Below are 16,149 nucleotides of genomic sequence, written 5' to 3'. Positions count from 1 at the left end.
AGACCGGTTCACTCCCGCATCAACATCAGGGCGGCTTCCCGCTCGAGGTCGAGGTAGGGTTCGCCGCTGACGTCGATCGCGACCCGGTCGATCGTGCCGCCGGTGAAACGATGCGGTGATTCGCCGGGGTAGTCCTCGGTGATCGGCTCGCCCGGATGCCGACCGACGTACAGCCCCGCACCGGCGACCGCGAACGCCCCCATCTGGGTTCTGATCCGGCCCTCTCCGACCTTCCGATCCCCGTGGAAAAGGGACAGTATTCCCAGGGTGGCGGTGGGTTCCTGCCCGTCCTTGTCGAAGGACGCGGACAGAATCAGGTCGGTGCCGGAAGGGACGTCCTCGGAGCCGACGATCATCTGTTCGTCGCTGCCCACGAAGTTGTTGACGTAGTGCAGCCGGTTGTTCTTCACATACAGTGCGTGCCCACCGAAGCGGGATCCGATCGCGAAGAGCACGCCCTCGGCGCCCGGCGCGGGGATGTCGACGAGTGCCCCGATCACGAACGATCGGCCGCGGGTGTTGACCGCCTGCCATTCGGACACGGCGGCGACGTCCGGGTAGTAGACGTACCGGTTCCGGGCGGCCGTCAGCTGCGGGCGGGGTGTGCCCATGATCTCGACGGCCGACCGATCGTCGAGTGGAAACGCGCCGTTCGCACCGGCCTCCGCGAACCAGATGTTCACCATCTCGCGCAGCTTGTCGGGATGCTCCGCTGCCAGGTTGTTCACCTCCGCCCGGTCGACGTCGGTGTGGTAGAGCTCCCATTCGTCTTCGTTGAAGTGGCCCCAGCCCGCAATGGTCGGATGTGTCGTGACAGCCTTCCAGCCCTCGTGCCAGATCGACCGCGAACCGAGCATCGAATAGAACTGCGACTTCCTTTCCGACGGCGCGGACTTGTCGTCGATGCTGCTGCGCATGCTGACGCCGTCGAACGGGCTCTGGACGTGCCCCTTGATGGTCTCGGGGGCATCGACCCCGAGCAGGTCCAGGAGCGTCGGCACGACGTCGATCGCGTGGTGGTACTGGTCCCGGATCTCGTTCCGTGCCGTGGTTCCCGCCGGCCACGAGATGATGCACGGGTCGGCGGTTCCGCCGTTGAACTCGTAGCGTTTCCACATCTTGAACGGCGTGTTGAACGCCATCGCCCACCCGTTCGGGTAGTGGTTGTACGTCCTGGGGCTGCCGAGATCGTCGAGTTTCGCGAGGTTCTCGGCGAGGTCGTCCGGGATGCCGTTGGCGAACTTCATCTCGTTGACGGAGCCGTTCGGTCCACCCTCCCCGCTCGCGCCGTTGTCGGAGACGACCACGATGACCGTGTTGTCCATCTGATCGTTGTGCTCGAGATAATCGAGCAGACGCCCGATCTGGTGGTCGGCGTGGGCCAGGAAGCCCGCGTAGACCTCGGCCATCCGCGCGAACAGCCGCTTCTCGTCGTCGCCCAGCGTGTCCCACGGGCGGGTGAAATCGAGTTCCGGGAACGGCTGACCCTCGGGTCCTGACCGGGTCTCGGGGGTGCCGATCGGATTGACCGGCGGAAGTTCGGTATCTGCCGCGACGATGCCCATTTCCTTCTGACGGGCGAGGGTCTGCTCGCGCATCGCGTCGTATCCCATGTCGAACTTGCCCGCGAACTTCTCGATCCATTCCGCCGGGGCATGGTGCGGCGCATGGCAGGCGCCGGGCGCGTAGTAGAGGAAGAACGGCTTGTCCGGTGCGATCGCCCGGGCGTCCTTGATGAACTCGAGCGCCTTGTCGGTGATGTCCTCGGAGAGGTGGTAGCCCTCCTCCGGTGACCGCGGCTGGTAGACGGGGTGGTTGTCGTAGACCAGATCCGGATACCACTGGTTGGTCTCCGCGCCGAGGAACCCGTACCAGCGCTCGAAGCCACGCCCGCTCGGCCAGTTCCGGCGGGTGGCCGCCAGGTTCATCTCGTCCGTCGGGCACAGGTGCCATTTGCCCACCATGTACGTGTTCCAGCCCCGCTCCCCGAGGATCTCCGAGAGCATGCCGTTCTCCGGCGGGATGGTGCCACTCGCATTGGGGAATCCGATCGCGGCCTCGGTGATGCAGGCCATGCTGTTGCGCGTGTGGTTACGCCCGGTCAGCAGACAGGACCGCGTGGGCGAACACAGCGCCGTGGTGTGCCACTGGGTGTACCGGACACCCTTCGCCGCGATCCGATCGATGTTCGGCGTCTCGATCGGCCCGCCGTAGCAATTCATGGCCGAGAATCCGACGTCGTCGAGCACTATGTAGAGCACATTCGGCGCTCCGTCCGGCGCCCGAGGCGGCTCGAACGGAGCCCAGTCCGGGACCGAGTCCCGAACGTCGACGTTGACAACACCGCGAAATGGCTTGACCATGATGCGCCTCTCCTCGCCTGCACTCCTGGTCACAGCCTCGACACACGGGCGCTCGCACACCTCACCCGACACGGGTGAACCGAATCCGCCTGCTGTTTCGGACGTCCTACGGCGGTGTCGGCAGCATGTCGAGGACGGCGCGGTCGGCGCCCGCGGCCGTCAACGCCGACCGGGTCTCGGTGAGCCACGCATCGGCCCACGCCGAGTCGATGCCGCGCAGCAACTGGTACTGGGCGCGCCAGGACGCGGCCCGGAAACCGGCCTGCTCCGGCGGGTGCAGACGCAGGGCGATGCGCTCGGACACCAACTCCGCGACCCAGAACAGAAACTCCTCCGGACCGGTGGTGTGCCGGTCCGACAGCAACCGATCGCGTTCGCGGACGGTGAGGTGCCACCCGCCTGCCGGCGCGGTCCAGCAGAACGGAACCGCGTCCTCGTGCGCCTGCCCGAGCGCGGGCAGGTCCTCCGGTCGCGCACCCAACCGCCCCGTCATCTCCACGATCCGCCTGCGCATGTCGTGGTCGAGCAGGTCGTCGTTCAACGGATCAACCACGTACACCTCACTGCAGCGGGTACACGCTGCGCACATATCCGGCGCACCGCAACCAGCTGACGTCGACCTTCGTCCCGCATTCGGCGACCTGCGGAAGCAACTCGGCCACCACCTCGAACTGCGTACCGAATCCCTGCTGCTCGAACCACGGTGCGATAGGACCGGTGTACAGCGGGAGCGGCTTGGTCACGACGTAGACGTGGTAATTGCAGAAGTCCGCGGGATCGGACACCAGGTTCACCGGCGGAAGCGCGCGGGAGGTGTAACTCGCGCCGGCCGGGGCCAGGAAGTTGCCGCCTTCGCTGCCGTACCGGTCGATCAGCGTGCCCACATCCAACTGTCCCTGCACCCGCTGCGGGTTGCCACTGCCGTCGAGGACGTAGCCGTTCTTCGGCGGGTACTTGTAGGAACCCGCCGGAAGCACCGTCGGATCCCAGTACTTGCTCAGAAATTCGTCGGCAGTGAGATCGCCGGTGCGCACGTATCCGGCGAGCTGATCGGCAACCGGGAACAGGTCCGACAGCGTCTGCGGCCCGAGCCTCCGATCACCGTCGAACAACTCCGTCGAACAACCCTGCCCGCCGAAGAGATCACTGGAACCAGCCGACGAACCCGGCGCCGCAGCGGCGACCGCACCTTCGGCGAACAGAATCGACAACGCGAACCCGACCACAAGGAACAGCTGACGATAGCGATGCATGACGAACCCTTCCCCCTCGAAAGACGATTCCGATGCCGTCCCATCCGACCGGGCATCGACCACAGCAAGATCATTTACGAAAAGAATCGTGACAGATCAGTCCGCTGGCGTGAGCGAACCTGCGACCGCGCGTCGCCCCCAACGGAATAGGACCCCCCACTGGCGTGTCCTAACCCACACACGGCGCGCCACACGCGTGCCCGATCGACGCGGCCGCGGCCCGCGGTCCGATGACCTGGCCGTTTACGAGGACCGTCCGCACCCCCGGGTGCATCGCACGCCGCCAGGACCTCTACCCTGACGGCACCGAACACGCAGAGCACGAGGTTGAACAGTTATGCCCACCGATTACGACGCACCCAGAGTCACCGATTCCGACGAGTCGACGGACACGTCGCTCGAACAGCTGACGGCCAGCAGGAAGGATTCCCAGTCACCCGCCGTCGATATCGACGACACCGACCCTGCAGAGTCCTTCGATCTGCCCGGCGCCGACCTGTCCGGCGAGGAATTCACCGTCCGCGTCATCCCGAAGCAGTCCGACGAATTCACCTGCACCAGTTGCTTCCTGGTTCATCACCGCAACCGCCTCGCCCCGGGTGGGCAGTTGATCTGCCGGGACTGCGCCTGACACCACCGATTCGCGCCCGTCTGCGGCTATGACCAGACGGCGCCGCGGCCGGCGTGCCATCCTCGGGGGATGGCACGCACATGGTTGTCGGTGACGGTGGAACTGCTCGGCGGGCGAGGCGAGGAACTGTGGCCGTGGCCCGGCCGGGTTTTCGCGGTCGGGCCTTCGCACACCTTCATGGACCTCGCGAATGCCGTCAACAACGCGTTCGCGCGCTGGGACCGGTCTCATCTGTCGATGTTCACTCTTGCCGACGGGCGAGTGGTCACCGACGCGGAGACGGGGGCCGAGATGGCCGGGTCGCTCGGAGGGCCCATCACGGAACCGGTGGACATCGAATCGGCCAAGGTCGCTCGGCTCCTGGTGCCCGGAGCGGAGTTTCAGTTCACCTTCGACCTGGGCGACGACTGGACCCACCGCTGTGTGGTCGGCGACGACAAGGTCGACCCCGTGAGAGTGCTGGGAATCGCGCCGAGGAAACCCCTGCCGTACTGGGGATGGGGCAGCATCCCGGATCAGTACGGGCGCCGGTGGGCCGGCGACGACGGGCAGAGCCGGCTTCCGAGCAGACCCGCCCAGCGGCACCCGATGATGTTGCACGCGTGGCCGGGAGCGGAGCAGGTGCCCCCGCTCGACCTGTCCGAAATGCGCGGAGCTATCGCGACAGCAGATGCAGCCCGCTTCCTCGCCGCGGTGCGGGGACGTGACGTCGACGACGCGCTGCAACAGGTGGCAGCAGGCATTCCGATGGCGCTGGAACAGCGACGGGAGCAGGCCGAGCCGTTGGCGCTGTCGGTCGTCAACCGGCTGACGTGGCGCGCCGGTGCGGGTGACGAGGTGCTGGCCGAAGACCTGCTCGCGGGTCTGCGCGGCGAGCCGCTCACAGGTCGGGTGCTGCCGGTCGACCTCGAGACGCTCGGTACCGAACTGGAGGGGGATCCAAGTATGTCGACCGGCGGCTACGTCGATCTGCATACCGGGGAAGTGTACGACGACGCCCTGACCGACCCGGCGATGGTCGGGGAGGACGCCGCCGTCGACGTGGAGGAAGACCCCGGCCGTTGGCTCCGGTTCGACCGCACCGGCTCTCGGGACGGCTGGCGCGACATGGCGGACTTCGCCGAGCGGCATCATGATGCGGCGCTGCGGGAGCGGCTGTTGCGGGCGATCGAGGGCAAGGGTGCGTTTCACCGGTTCCGCGACCTCGTTCACGAGGAGAGCCTCGCCGAACAGTGGTCCACCTTCTCCACTGACCGCCAACTGGGTCGCGCCCGGAGATTCCTCGCCGACAAGGGCATCCGCGTCGGCTGACGGATCGCGATGAGTTCGGCCGTCCGTTCCAGTCTGTCTCTCTGTATCCCGGTTCATCCGATGACTGAAGGAGTCGCCCATGCCCCGCACCCGGATCCACAACATGAACATCTCCCTCGACGGCTACGCGGCCGGCGAGCACGTGACGTTCGACGCCCCGATCGGTGAAGCCGAACGGCTGTTCGCCGGGTTCGACGGACGCGTCATCCATGGCGTCGATCGGGTGGACGACCCGATCACCCTGGACCGCGCCGTGACCAGCCTGTGGGGTCAGGGCATCGGCGCGGAGATCATGGGCCGTCGCAAGTTCGGCCCCCAGACCGGCGATTGGCCCGACGACGGATGGCGAGGATGGTGGGGTGACGAACCGCCGTTTCGAACACCCGTATTCGTCATGAGCCACCACCCACGCCCCAGCATCGACTTTCCCAACGGAACCAGCTTCCACTTCGTCGATGCGCCACCTCGAGAGGTTCTGCGCCTGGCCCAGGACGCTGCCGGCGGTCAGGACGTCCGCATCGGCGGAGGGCCCTCGACCGTGCGGCAGTTTCTGGAAGCCGACCTGATCGATTTCATGCACCTGGTGATCGTGCCCATCACTCTCGGGCGCGGCGTATCCCTCTGGGAGGGCTTGGAAGGCATCCAAGACCGCTTCACGATCGAGACCGTCGCCTCCCCCAGCGGGCTCACTCATCAGTTCTGGAACAAGAGCGGGTAGCCGTGGCCGGCACCGTCCCGAGCGGCGCTGCCGTCAGATTCGCGTGGATTCGGCGAGGGACTTACCGCGGGTCTCGGGCGCCCAGGCAGCGCTGACCGCGAGACCGATCACGGCGATCGCGGCGGCGCCGAGCATGGTCGGGCCGATACCCCAGCGGTCCAGGGCGATCGGGACCATGTAGGTACCGATCGCACCGCCGACTCGGCTGAGCGACGAGGCCAATCCCACCGCACTGCCTCTGATTTCGGTCGGGAACAGTTCGTTGGGGTACACGAGCTGAAGGACCTGGGCGCCGCCGGTGAAGATCGCGTACGTCGCGAACAGGCCCAGGATGACCGGTACCGGGCTGCCCGGGAACAACCCCAACAGGAGCAGGGTCAGTCCGGACCACGCGAAGCTGTGGATCAGCAGGGTGCGGCGTCCCAGCTTGTTGATGGCGGCCAGCGCGAGGACGCAGCTGACCAGGAGCAGGATCGTGACGACGGCCGAACCCATGCTCGCCACCCGCCCGTCGAGGCCCAGACCGGCGAGGATCCTCGGCCCGAAGGCGTACACCGCGAACAGCGGCACGACCGACGCGGTCCAGAAGGTGGTGACGAAGACGATCCGTCCGAGGTAGCCCGACTTCCAGAGCGGGCCGATCGGCCCGGCGGGGCGGCCGGACTCGATCTCGAGTGTGGCGTGGGGGCCGAAGATTTTCGTGACGATCGCATCGGCTTCGGCGACGCGTCCCTTGCCGGCGAGCCAGCGCGGTGACTCCGGTGTTCCGGCGCGCGCGAGGACGGTCAGGGCGGCCGGCACCGCGGCGCTGGCCAGCGCCCACCGCCAACCCTGATCACCGAGTCCGGTGACGATGCCACCGACCAGGTAGGCGGACGCGGCACCGAGGAACCACATCACGGTGAGGGAACCGATGAAGGGGCCACGGTACTTCTTCGGCGTGAACTCGGTCAGAAGGGAGGCGGCCACGGGATAGTCCGCCCCGATCGCTACTCCGATCAGAACCCGGAGCAGGAACAGCCACCAGAAGTCGTCCACCCAGAACTGCGCGACCGAGAAGAGGACGACGGCGATCAAGTCGAATGAGTAGAGACTCCGGCGGCCGAAGCGGTCGGTGAGCCGACCCCCGAGAAGCGATCCGAGAAAGATCCCGATCGTCGCCGACGCCGCAATGAGACCTTGCTGCGCCGCATTCAGACCCCATTGGGGGGTGATCTGCACCGTGGCGATGCCGATGACGCTCAGCACGTACCCGTCGAGGAAGGGTCCCCCGCCGGCGTGGAGTGCGAGCCGTTTGTGGAAGGGCAGCAGCGGGGCGTCGTCGACGAGGAAGGCCTCGGTCCGGGCGTGAGGTGGCTGGTTCATCGAGTTTCTCCTGAGCTGATTCCGGCCACAGGGGCCGTATCCGGGCTCGCACGACGATGGGCACGTCGTCGCTCACAGGGAACCCGCGGGTGCCAGGTGCCTGCGCCTCGGTGAGTATGCAGGCGTCGCCTGTTCGATGACCATCGACTCGAGGCGACACGGTCACCTCGCCGGAATCTGATTCATAAATACCTGAGCAGCCTGGAAGTGCATTCTGCCAGCTCAACCACACTGTTCACTGCTTTACTATTTACGAGTCGATCGCGTGGAAGGGGGGCAGACGTGCCACTGTCCGAGGCGGAACGACGTGCACTCGAGCGCCTGGTGGCGGCGCCGAGCACCCCGCAGGCGCTGGCCCTGCGCGCCCGCATCGTGCTCGCGAGTGCGGAGGAGTCGAATTCCACAGTTGCCCGCTCCCTTGGGGTCTCGCGCAACACGGCGCTGAAATGGCGGACCCGATTCGACGCGGACGGGGTCCAGGGGCTCGCGGACCTGCCGAGGCCGGGTCGTCCCACCGCCGCGGGGGACGACGTCCACCGCGCGATCCTGCGTACGCCGCTGCAGCGACCGCCGGAGCGGGGGTGGACGACGCGCACGATCGCCGCGGCGCTCGGCACCAACCAGGCGGCGGTGAGCCGGGTTCGGCGCCAGTGGTTCGCAGATCGGCCCGACCTCGTCTCGCATTCGGTCCTGGACCCGTCGACCTCGATGGTGCTCGCAGCGGTCGTCGTCGATCCCGGCGTGCGGGTTCTCGTCTTCCACGAGCCGGCAACGCCCGCCGCGCGACCGAAGGGCACACGGACGAGTCCGCTCACCGAACCCGTCCGTGTCCTCCTGTCGGCTCGGTTCGCCTTCCCCTGCGAAACCCCGGCGACCGGACGCGACATCTCCCCCACGCTGCTGACCGCGTTCGGGGACATCGACGCCGCGGTGCCGCAGGATCGGTCGATCACCGTACTCGTCGATCGTCCGTCACCGACCCGGGTGCGCCGCTGGCTCGACCGGCATCCCCGATTCGGCGTGTACGAAGTCGGCCCCGACTCGTGGCTCGCGCAACTGAACTCGATCACCGAGGCCCTCGACCCTCGGCAGTCGCCGGAACTGCTCGATCTCGAGCAGAGGGTGCGCCGGTGGGCGGAGCAACCGAGCACACCGTTCTCCTGGGTTCGCGCCTCGTCCACCCGTACATCTCGGCGGTCCGCCTCCGGGCCCGCGACCGAAGACGACCTGCCACGGTCCCTCTCACCGAGATTGGCATCGGCAGTGGTCGAAGCGCTACGCGAGTCTCTCGCCACCGGTGCGTTCCGGCCGGGGCAGCGCATCGCGGAGCAGCCTCTCGCCACCCGACTCGGTGTCTCCCGCGGGCCGATCAGGGACGCCCTGAAGATCCTCGCCGAGGACGGACTGATCGAACTCGAGCCGCATCGGGGCGCGTATGTGCCTCTCCCCACTCAGCGCGACGTCTTCGATACCTACACCGCCCGAGGACCGCTCGGTGCCCTGCTTCTCCGTCGCGTCTCCACGAACGGATCATCCCGTCTGGTCGCGGCGAAAGACACGCTGGACGACATCGTCCGGCTTGCGGAGATGCGCGACGTTGCCGGCGCGGGCGACGCCGACATCCGGTGGCAGGACGCCCTCGCTGCCGCCGCGGACATGCCGAGAATCGAGAAGATGTTCGTCCGCCTGTCGCTGCAATTGCGGATGTTCGTCTCGATTCTCGGTCTCGAATACGCGTACCCGGTCGACGAGATCGTCGCCGACAACACCGCGATACTCCATGCTCTCGAGGCCCGGGATCCCGAGGAGGTGACGCGGCTCTGGCGCCGGAAGATCGACAAAGCCGTGACCTACATGGTCGGACAACTCGGCCATCTCGACGTCGGCCCTACGACGGCGGCGCCGGCCACGGGCGGTCCGGGCTGATGATCTTCACGATCTCCGTGAAGAAGTTCCACACACCCAGCGGGTCGGTGTTCGAATTGACCAGCACCACCACCGTCTTGGCTTCGGCGGGAAGGTAATAGGCATAGGTCTGGAAACCCGCGATGTTTCCGTTGTGGCCGATCCAGCCGTTCTGGTTCTCGACCCCGAGTCCGTACAGCGAACCCGTGCCCTCCGACGGCGCCGGCTGAAACTGCTCCCGTTCGTGCTGAGTGGCCGGCGAGAGCAGTGTGCCTTCCGCCAGGTCGCGCACCCACACGCGCAGATCGTCGAGCGTGGAAATCATGTTTCCCGCGCCGAATCCCCACGACGGACTCCAATCGGTCGCGTCCACCGTCGCGCCGTCGGACGTTTTCGAGTATCCCTGGGCGTGCGGTGACGGAATGGCCGCAGTGGTGGGCACCGAGGTGTCGTCGAGATTCTCGGGACCTGTGATGCGCTCCGCGATGTAGGCGTCCAGCGGCAGGCCGGATGCCTCCTCCACCACGAGACCCAGGAGGGCGGTGTTCGTGTTGGAGTAGTCGAACGCGGTTCCCGGCGCAAAGAGGGGTGGCCGGCTGAAACTGATCGCGAGCAGTTCCTGAGGCGTCCACTGGCGCTGTGGCTGACTCGGGAGCGCCGGGATCACCACCTCCGAGTAGTCGAAAAGCCCACTGCGCATGGCCGCCAGCTGGCGGAGGGTGATCGCCTCGCCGTTGGGGACGCCCGGCACATACCTGCTGATCGGATCGTCGAGGCCGACCTTTCCCTGATCGACCAGTTGCAGCACCGCGGTGGTCGTGAAGGTTTTGGTGAGACTGCCGACGCGCATGAACAGGTCCGGGGCCATGGGGTCGCCGGTCGCGGTGTCGCGCACCCCGAACGCCTGCACGTAGGGTTCCGCACCGTCCTGCCAGACACCGACGATCGCCCCGGGAAGCGCGGCGCGCTCCATCGCCGTGGGGATCGTTTCGGTGAGCTGCGCATCGGGTAGGACCGGTGCATCGTCCGACTCACCGCATGCCACCAGTCCCGTCGCCAGGACCGCCAATACGGCGACGATTCGCCGCCCCGAGAATGTCCGTGCCACCCAGCTCTCCCCTCGCCGTCTCGAATCTCGACCTGCTCGAAGTCTGCGCGGAACGCTGTTGCCAGTATGGGCGGCCTTCCCCGGCCTGGGGGGCGGATTACTTGGAGCGAACCGCCGCAGACGAGTCGGTGGCGTGTTAGAACGAACGAGTGGCACTCGGTGAACAGATCGAGATCGACGCTCGGACACGCCTGATCATGGGGCAGGAGCTCGACATGGCCGCGCACCAGCCGGACGTGGGCAACGTGATCGTTCACCGGGCAGGAGATCTCCTGGTGCTCGTCGACAGCGGGGTGACGACCGCTTTCCGCGACGCGATCCGATCCGCTGCCGACGACCTCGGTCCGTGGTCGAAGATCCTGCTGCTCACCACCCACGGTCATCCCGACCATGTCGGGAACAACGACCTCGTCACCGACCTCGGCGCCGGGCTCGACCGCTCCGACGTGCACCATTTCGTCAGCGCCCACGACGCGAGCCAGTACCGCGACCGCGGGCTCCCCTACTGGATCACGAGTCTCGATCGCGTGTCCGGCCTGGTGCCGGGGTTCGAGGATCCGGCTGACGCAGCGCGCCGACTCCTCGCGATGTACCAGCCCTACGTTCCGGTCACCGACATCACCCGGACGTACGAGGAACTCCCGCTCGAACACCTCGTCCTCGGTTCTCAGCACCTGTCGGGCTGGTCGTTCGGAGACGGTGCCGTTCAGGTCATCCGCACCCACGGCCACTGCGCCGGTCAGGTCGTCGTCCACCTTTCCGGGGCACGGCTGCTGCACCTGTCCGACGAACCGAACGGACCCTGCGGCGCGATGCACGACGCCAACCAGATGAACATCTTCGCCGCCATCGCCCTCGCGCTGACGTCGGTCGAGACCGGCGCTGTCGACGTCGTTACCGAAGGCCACGCGTTCGAGGTGTTCGATCGCCCGGCCGCAGCCGCACGCCTGTCGACGCTGCTCGACCAGGCTTCGGCACTCGACGGCGCCGCACAGGCACTACTCACCGACGGCATCGACGACCTACCGGCATTCGTTCACGCCTTCATCGCGCGCTCTCAGGAGCTGGGCGTATCGGGTGCCAACCCGAACCCCATGTTCAACACGATGATGACAATCGCCAAACTGCGCGAGCTCGGTCTGGCACCGAACGGCGAAGGCGCGCAACAGACATGGCGTCGGCCCGGGCTCGGCGACTCTCCCTGACCGTCGACCGCGGCAGTCCACGCCGGGGAGCAGAAGCATTGGCCGTCCCCGGCCCGAGCCATGCGGAGCGGTTACGCTGCGAAAAGTTCATCGTGCGCGGTCCGCGACCGACCAATCGATTCGTCTCCCGCATTGGCAAGCAACGGGTGCTGCGCCCACACGGGTACGCGTTGGCGATCGAATTCGGCCGACCCTCACAGTTCGTCGATATGAAGGGGTCCCCGGGCGACGCCGATCGCCGCGTCGCTTAGTGGCAAACACCGAGGCGGGCCATCGGCCCACCTCGTTGCCATAGAGGTATCGAATCTCGATTCGTCGTACGGGCCTGCTGGACATGCCGTACTTCCCCGGCTCATGCCCGTCATCGACGCAATGGTTGCGGAAGTGAGGTGGTGGCAGTCGCTTCCATTCAACTAACAGTCATTGGGCTTCTCAGCCTGCGGAGGTTGAGAGACTACTCGGCGTGCACGCGTTCATCGACGAGTCCAAGCGTGGCGAATACGCCCTGTGCGCTGGGACGGTCGCGACCGTCGACCTCACCCTCCTGCGCCGGCAGATGAACGCGCTCCGCCCGCCCGGGCATACCCGAATCCACATGACCGGCGTCGGAAAGAAACTCGCGCCGAAGATCGTCTCCGAGGTCGCTCGCCTGGAGGCGACCAGCCGCCTGTACGTGGTGGGTTCGAAGAAGATGAACGAAGGGCAGGCCCGGGATGTGGCCTTGGCGGCCGCGATCCGGGATCTGGCACAGATGCCGGTGACGAACCTGGTCATCGAGTCCTGTGATCAGGACCGGGAGGACAACCGCATCATCCGCGAGCAACTCGGTGCCGCCCCGTTCCGGTACACCCACGACCCACCCACCAACCCGCTCTTGTGGATCCCCGACGTCCATGCCTGGGCATGGGGCCGGGGCGGCAGCATGCGCGCGAAGATCGCTCACCGGTCACCGTTGTAAGGATCTGAAACACGAGAACGCCCCTCAATGCCGAGGGGCGTTCGCCGTATGTGGGTGGGCGCGCAAGGCTGGAAACCGCTGGGTGGGGCTGCCTACTGGGGGTACTTACGCCCCGGAGACCTCCTACACGAACCACTTCCCTCGGCTACTGCCTCGGGCATCCACATTATGTCGGCTGATGTTGCGCTGACGCAACACCTCTAGTCGACCACGAGCCTGCTCGGCGCGTGCATGCGGCGCCTCTCGACGCGCTGCCTCCCTGCTGCCGAGAGAAGAGGCACGCGGCCGTGCCGGACAATGCCGGCCAGGTCGTCCAACTTCGCGAGGAACGGTTGCGGCACATTTCCGACGAACCGAACGGACCGTGCGGCGCGATGCCCCAGACATTGCGACGACCCGGGTCGACGACGCTGCGCGCGCACCCTGATCATCGGCCGCGACAGTCCACACCAGGCCGGCCGGTCACTGCAGCGTGAGGTGCGTCCTCGCCCACTCCGCGAGTTCGTCGAGGACCGGCATCAGTGACTGGCCGGCCTCGGTCAGCCGATAGGTGACCGACACGGGTGGCCCCTCGCAGACTTCCCGCGTCACCAGACCGGCTCCGGCCAGTTCGACCAGTCGGTCGGAGAGCACCGAATCGCTGATGCTCCCGACCGATCGCCGCAGTCCGGAGAACGTCGCCGGGCCCGACATCAGCGTCGCCAGAATCACGCCGTTCCAGCGCTTACCCAGGAACGTGAACGCCTTCGCGAGCGCGCCGTCGCACGCGCGCGGATCGTGGTGTTCGACGCCTGAGCTCATACCTCGACCTTAGCAAGGTGCTAGCATCCAACTGTCAACTAGTTTTTTACTAGTTGCATTTTTGTTGCTAGTAACTGAGAGGGAAGAAGTCATGAGCCCAGACGTACAGACACGACCGGAACTGGACGAGGCGGGTCGCGCCCTGCTGTTCAGCGAGGCCCGCACGGCCAACAGTTTCGCGCCCACCCCGGTCACCGACGAGGAGCTCGCCCAGATCTGGGACCTCGCCAAATGGGCACCGACCGCGGCGAACACCCAGCCCCTGCGGATCGTTTTCGCCCGGACCGACGAGGGTCGCGCACGGCTGCTGCCGCACATGAGCGAGGGCAACAAGGCGAAGACCGAGTCGGCGCCCGCGGTCGCCGTCCTGGCCGTCGACACCCAGTTCCACGACCACATCCCGGCGTTGCTGCCGTTCCGGCCGGAGTTGCGCGACGTCTTCGAGGGCGACGCGACGATGCGCGAGCGAACGGGCGATTTCAACGGTGCGCTCCAGGCCGGCTACTTCATCCTCGCGGTCCGATCCCTCGGCCTGGCCGCAGGTCCGATGGCCGGCTTCGACGCCGCCGGAATCGACGCCGAGTTCTTCCCCGACGGCCGCTTCCGTTCGATCCTTGTTGTCAACATCGGGCACCCCGGCGAGAACCCGTGGTTCGACCGGCTCCCCCGCCTGGACCCGGCCGACACCGTGGCGTGGGTCTGACTAGCCCTCGGAACTCTCACGGCGGTGCGTCCCGCGCCGACCGGATCGAGGACTGGGATCGACGGTCACCTCGTCTGTGTCGGCGAAGACGAGGCGCCCGTCGTCGAGCGCGATCGCCCACCGATGTGCCGGCGCCCACGCGTGCCCAGCGCCACCCGGTTCGGTGAGTGCCGCGTAGTCCTCGACGACCTCCCCGGTCGCGTCGGCCTCGGCCTTGCGGCGGACCAGCACCCGCGTGCCGACGGTCAACTCGGGGCCGGGCCCCGACCTGTCATCGCTTGCGTCGCCCATCGTGCACCTCTTCGTTCGGCGAACCTGGTCAGGAGCATAAGCACCTTCGGGCCCCGGGGCGACCCGAGCGGTCGTCGCCGATTCATAGAACACGTGTCAGATCTATCGCCCGCAATGGCTGTCGCTGTAGCATTCGGGAATGAGTCGAGTAGGTAGCTACAGTGACGATGACGTGGCAGGTTGGCTGTCGATCTCGCCCGAACTGGGTGGTGCGCTCGGTGCATTCACGGACGCGGTCTACAACCGGAACCGGTTACCGTTACGGGTGCGGGAGATCGCGCGGATGGCGGTCGCGGAGGCCAACGAGTGCGCCGTGTGCCTCGGCACCCGCGACAGGAGTGGCGCCGACGCGGGCATCGACGAGCACTTCTACGATCACGTCCTCGAATGGGAGTCGTGGCCCGGGTACAGCGCGGAGGAGCGGACCGCGGCGGAGTTCGCGCACCGGTTCGCCACCGATCACACGGCGCTGCGCGAGGACGAGGACTTCTGGGCTCGGTGTCACGAGCATTTCACCGACGAGATCCTGACCGACCTGGCGTTGTCGTGCGCGTTGTGGCTGGGGACCGGCCGGGTACTGCGGGTGCTCGACATCGGTCAGACATGCAAGCTCACCCTCTGAGCGTTCCGGTCCTCATTCCCATTCCCGCTGCGGCAGGACGTCCTCCATGAGCCTGCGCAATGCGGGGTTGCGGCTGTCCGAGCGCCAGGCCGCGTTCATCTGGACGGGCCGATCGCGGATCGCGGAGACGGGCCGGAACACGACCCCCTCCGGGTGCATCGTCTGCGCGGATTCGGGGACGAGGGCCATTCCGAGCCCGGACCGGACGAGCACCAGCATGGTGTGCACCTGCGTGACGTACTGGACGTAGCGCGGGGAGGCCCCGACGATCGTGAACGTGCTGATCAGCAGTTCGTGGAAGTACCGCGCATCGACCGGCGAATACATGACGACGGGCTGGTCGTCGAAATCCTCCACCGCCAGCTGTTCGGCGTCGGCGAGGGGGTGACCCGCGGGCAGCGCGGCGACGAGACGTTCGTGATGGATGGGTCGGGTGTCGATGCCGGGCCGGGTGAGGATGGGGCGGATCAGCCCGAGGTCCAGCTCACCGCTGATCAGCGATTCGATCTGCACCGACGTGACCATCTCCCGCAGAACGATTTTCACGTCCGGCAGCCGGTCGCGGGCGGCCTCGAGCAACCTCGGCAGCACCGCGTGCGCGGACGCGCCGGTGAACCCGACGACGACGGTGCCGAGATCACCGGCAGGCACCCGCCGCACCGTCAGGGCGGCGCTCTCCGACAGGCTCAGGATGCGCCGGGCGTCGGGCAGGAACGCCGCACCGGCGGCGGTGAGGGTGACGGATCGGCTGGTGCGGTCGATCAACTGCACCCCGAGTTCGCTTTCGAGTTGCTGGATCTGCCGGCTCAGCGGCGGCTGCGTCATGTGCAGGCGCTCCGCGGCGCGACCGAAATGCAGTTCCTCCGCGACGGCGATGAAACACGACAGCCGTGCGAGGGAGAACATCCACCCACT

Annotated in this window: 16 protein-coding genes; 8 read left to right on the top strand and 8 right to left on the bottom strand. The window is 66.9% G+C overall.

The features are described from left to right. Positions 1–8: 8 nt before the first annotated feature. The 3 genes from ROP_RS18105 to ROP_RS18095 all read right to left on the bottom strand — a co-directional run bounded on the left by ROP_RS18105 (position 9) and on the right by ROP_RS18095 (position 3,616). On the bottom strand, positions 9–2,363 hold the full coding sequence (locus ROP_RS18105; RefSeq protein WP_043824936.1) for an arylsulfatase: 2,355 nt from the start codon (positions 2,361–2,363) through the stop codon (positions 9–11). Between the two features lie 106 nt (positions 2,364–2,469). Next, on the bottom strand, positions 2,470–2,916 hold the full coding sequence (locus tag ROP_RS18100; protein WP_012690851.1) for an Imm63 family immunity protein: 447 nt from the start codon (positions 2,914–2,916) through the stop codon (positions 2,470–2,472). A 7-nt stretch (positions 2,917–2,923) separates the two neighbouring features. Further along, entirely contained in the window at positions 2,924–3,616 is a 693-nt protein-coding gene (locus tag ROP_RS18095; protein ID WP_043826667.1) for a TNT domain-containing protein, read from the bottom strand. A gap of 337 nt (positions 3,617–3,953) precedes the next feature. Here ROP_RS18095 and ROP_RS18090 point away from each other — a divergent pair, with 337 nt between their 5' ends. The 3 genes from ROP_RS18090 to ROP_RS18080 all read left to right on the top strand — a co-directional run bounded on the left by ROP_RS18090 (position 3,954) and on the right by ROP_RS18080 (position 6,276). Beyond that, complete coding sequence (locus ROP_RS18090) at positions 3,954–4,247, top strand: DUF4193 domain-containing protein (protein WP_012690849.1); 294 nt, start codon at positions 3,954–3,956, stop codon at positions 4,245–4,247. Between the two features lie 69 nt (positions 4,248–4,316). Continuing rightward, positions 4,317–5,558, top strand: coding sequence for a UPF0158 family protein (locus tag ROP_RS18085; RefSeq protein WP_012690848.1), 1,242 nt, complete (start codon positions 4,317–4,319; stop codon positions 5,556–5,558). Positions 5,559–5,637: 79 nt separating this feature from the next. Then, positions 5,638–6,276: a dihydrofolate reductase family protein gene (locus ROP_RS18080; protein WP_012690847.1), complete on the top strand. Its 639-nt coding sequence runs from the start codon at positions 5,638–5,640 to the stop codon at positions 6,274–6,276. 33 nt (positions 6,277–6,309) lie between these two features. On the opposite strand, the gene ROP_RS18075 is transcribed toward ROP_RS18080, so the two are convergent. After that, complete coding sequence (locus ROP_RS18075) at positions 6,310–7,641, bottom strand: MFS transporter (RefSeq protein WP_012690846.1); 1,332 nt, start codon at positions 7,639–7,641, stop codon at positions 6,310–6,312. Between the two features lie 282 nt (positions 7,642–7,923). On the opposite strand from ROP_RS18075, the gene ROP_RS18070 reads away from it, so the two are divergent. Continuing rightward, positions 7,924–9,567, top strand: a complete 1,644-nt coding sequence (locus tag ROP_RS18070; protein WP_012690845.1) for a GntR family transcriptional regulator — start codon at positions 7,924–7,926, stop codon at positions 9,565–9,567. Here the strand turns inward: ROP_RS18070 and ROP_RS18065 are convergent. After that, positions 9,530–10,654 (bottom strand): serine hydrolase domain-containing protein, encoded by a 1,125-nt coding sequence (locus ROP_RS18065; protein WP_012690844.1) that lies wholly within the window; start codon positions 10,652–10,654, stop codon positions 9,530–9,532. The genes ROP_RS18070 and ROP_RS18065 overlap by 38 nt on opposite strands. 149 nt (positions 10,655–10,803) lie before the next feature. Between ROP_RS18065 and ROP_RS18060 the strand changes: the two genes are divergently transcribed. After that, positions 10,804–11,859 (top strand): MBL fold metallo-hydrolase, encoded by a 1,056-nt coding sequence (locus ROP_RS18060; RefSeq protein ID WP_012690843.1) that lies wholly within the window; start codon positions 10,804–10,806, stop codon positions 11,857–11,859. Between the two features lie 463 nt (positions 11,860–12,322). Then, on the top strand, positions 12,323–12,817 hold the full coding sequence (locus ROP_RS18055) for a hypothetical protein (protein ID WP_012690842.1): 495 nt from the start codon (positions 12,323–12,325) through the stop codon (positions 12,815–12,817). A 462-nt stretch (positions 12,818–13,279) separates the two neighbouring features. On the opposite strand, the gene ROP_RS18050 is transcribed toward ROP_RS18055, so the two are convergent. Then, positions 13,280–13,618 carry a winged helix-turn-helix transcriptional regulator gene (locus ROP_RS18050; RefSeq protein WP_012690840.1) on the bottom strand — a complete coding sequence of 113 codons (339 nt, stop codon included), beginning with the start codon at positions 13,616–13,618 and terminating at the stop codon, positions 13,280–13,282. 91 nt (positions 13,619–13,709) lie between these two features. Here ROP_RS18050 and ROP_RS18045 point away from each other — a divergent pair, with 91 nt between their 5' ends. Continuing rightward, positions 13,710–14,321 carry a malonic semialdehyde reductase gene (locus ROP_RS18045; RefSeq protein WP_012690839.1) on the top strand — a complete coding sequence of 204 codons (612 nt, stop codon included), beginning with the start codon at positions 13,710–13,712 and terminating at the stop codon, positions 14,319–14,321. Here the strand turns inward: ROP_RS18045 and ROP_RS18040 are convergent, their stop codons facing one another. Further along, positions 14,322–14,612, bottom strand: coding sequence for a hypothetical protein (locus ROP_RS18040; protein WP_050785098.1), 291 nt, complete (start codon positions 14,610–14,612; stop codon positions 14,322–14,324). 139 nt (positions 14,613–14,751) lie between these two features. Between ROP_RS18040 and ROP_RS18035 the strand changes: the two genes are divergently transcribed. After that, positions 14,752–15,234, top strand: a complete 483-nt coding sequence (locus ROP_RS18035) for a carboxymuconolactone decarboxylase family protein (RefSeq protein ID WP_012690837.1) — start codon at positions 14,752–14,754, stop codon at positions 15,232–15,234. A gap of 12 nt (positions 15,235–15,246) precedes the next feature. Here ROP_RS18035 and ROP_RS18030 read toward each other — a convergent pair whose 3' ends face one another. Continuing rightward, a complete protein-coding gene (locus ROP_RS18030) occupies positions 15,247–16,140 on the bottom strand; it encodes a LysR substrate-binding domain-containing protein (protein WP_012690836.1) in 894 nt (297 codons plus the stop codon). Positions 16,141–16,149 lie beyond the last annotated feature (9 nt).

This window comes from Rhodococcus opacus B4 (assembly GCF_000010805.1).
In the GTDB taxonomy this organism is placed as follows: domain Bacteria; phylum Actinomycetota; class Actinomycetes; order Mycobacteriales; family Mycobacteriaceae; genus Rhodococcus_F; species Rhodococcus_F opacus_C.
This window is presented reverse-complemented; position numbering and strand designations above follow the sequence as displayed.

Bases quoted from the DNA above. Each gene is read 5' to 3' on its own strand.
- ROP_RS18105 (WP_043824936.1), bottom strand. From the start codon at position 2,363: ATGGTCAAGCCATTTCGCGGTGTTGTCAACGTCGACGTTCGGGACTCG.
- ROP_RS18095 (WP_043826667.1), bottom strand. From the start codon at position 3,616: ATGCATCGCTATCGTCAGCTGTTCCTTGTGGTCGGGTTCGCGTTGTCG.
- ROP_RS18090 (WP_012690849.1), top strand. From the start codon at position 3,954: ATGCCCACCGATTACGACGCACCCAGAGTCACCGATTCCGACGAGTCG.
- ROP_RS18085 (WP_012690848.1), top strand. From the start codon at position 4,317: ATGGCACGCACATGGTTGTCGGTGACGGTGGAACTGCTCGGCGGGCGA.
- ROP_RS18080 (WP_012690847.1), top strand. From the start codon at position 5,638: ATGCCCCGCACCCGGATCCACAACATGAACATCTCCCTCGACGGCTAC.
- ROP_RS18075 (WP_012690846.1), bottom strand. From the start codon at position 7,641: ATGAACCAGCCACCTCACGCCCGGACCGAGGCCTTCCTCGTCGACGAC.
- ROP_RS18050 (WP_012690840.1), bottom strand. From the start codon at position 13,618: ATGAGCTCAGGCGTCGAACACCACGATCCGCGCGCGTGCGACGGCGCG.
- ROP_RS18045 (WP_012690839.1), top strand. From the start codon at position 13,710: ATGAGCCCAGACGTACAGACACGACCGGAACTGGACGAGGCGGGTCGC.
- ROP_RS18040 (WP_050785098.1), bottom strand. From the start codon at position 14,612: ATGGGCGACGCAAGCGATGACAGGTCGGGGCCCGGCCCCGAGTTGACC.
- ROP_RS18035 (WP_012690837.1), top strand. From the start codon at position 14,752: ATGAGTCGAGTAGGTAGCTACAGTGACGATGACGTGGCAGGTTGGCTG.
- ROP_RS18030 (WP_012690836.1), bottom strand. From the start codon at position 16,140: ATGTTCTCCCTCGCACGGCTGTCGTGTTTCATCGCCGTCGCGGAGGAA.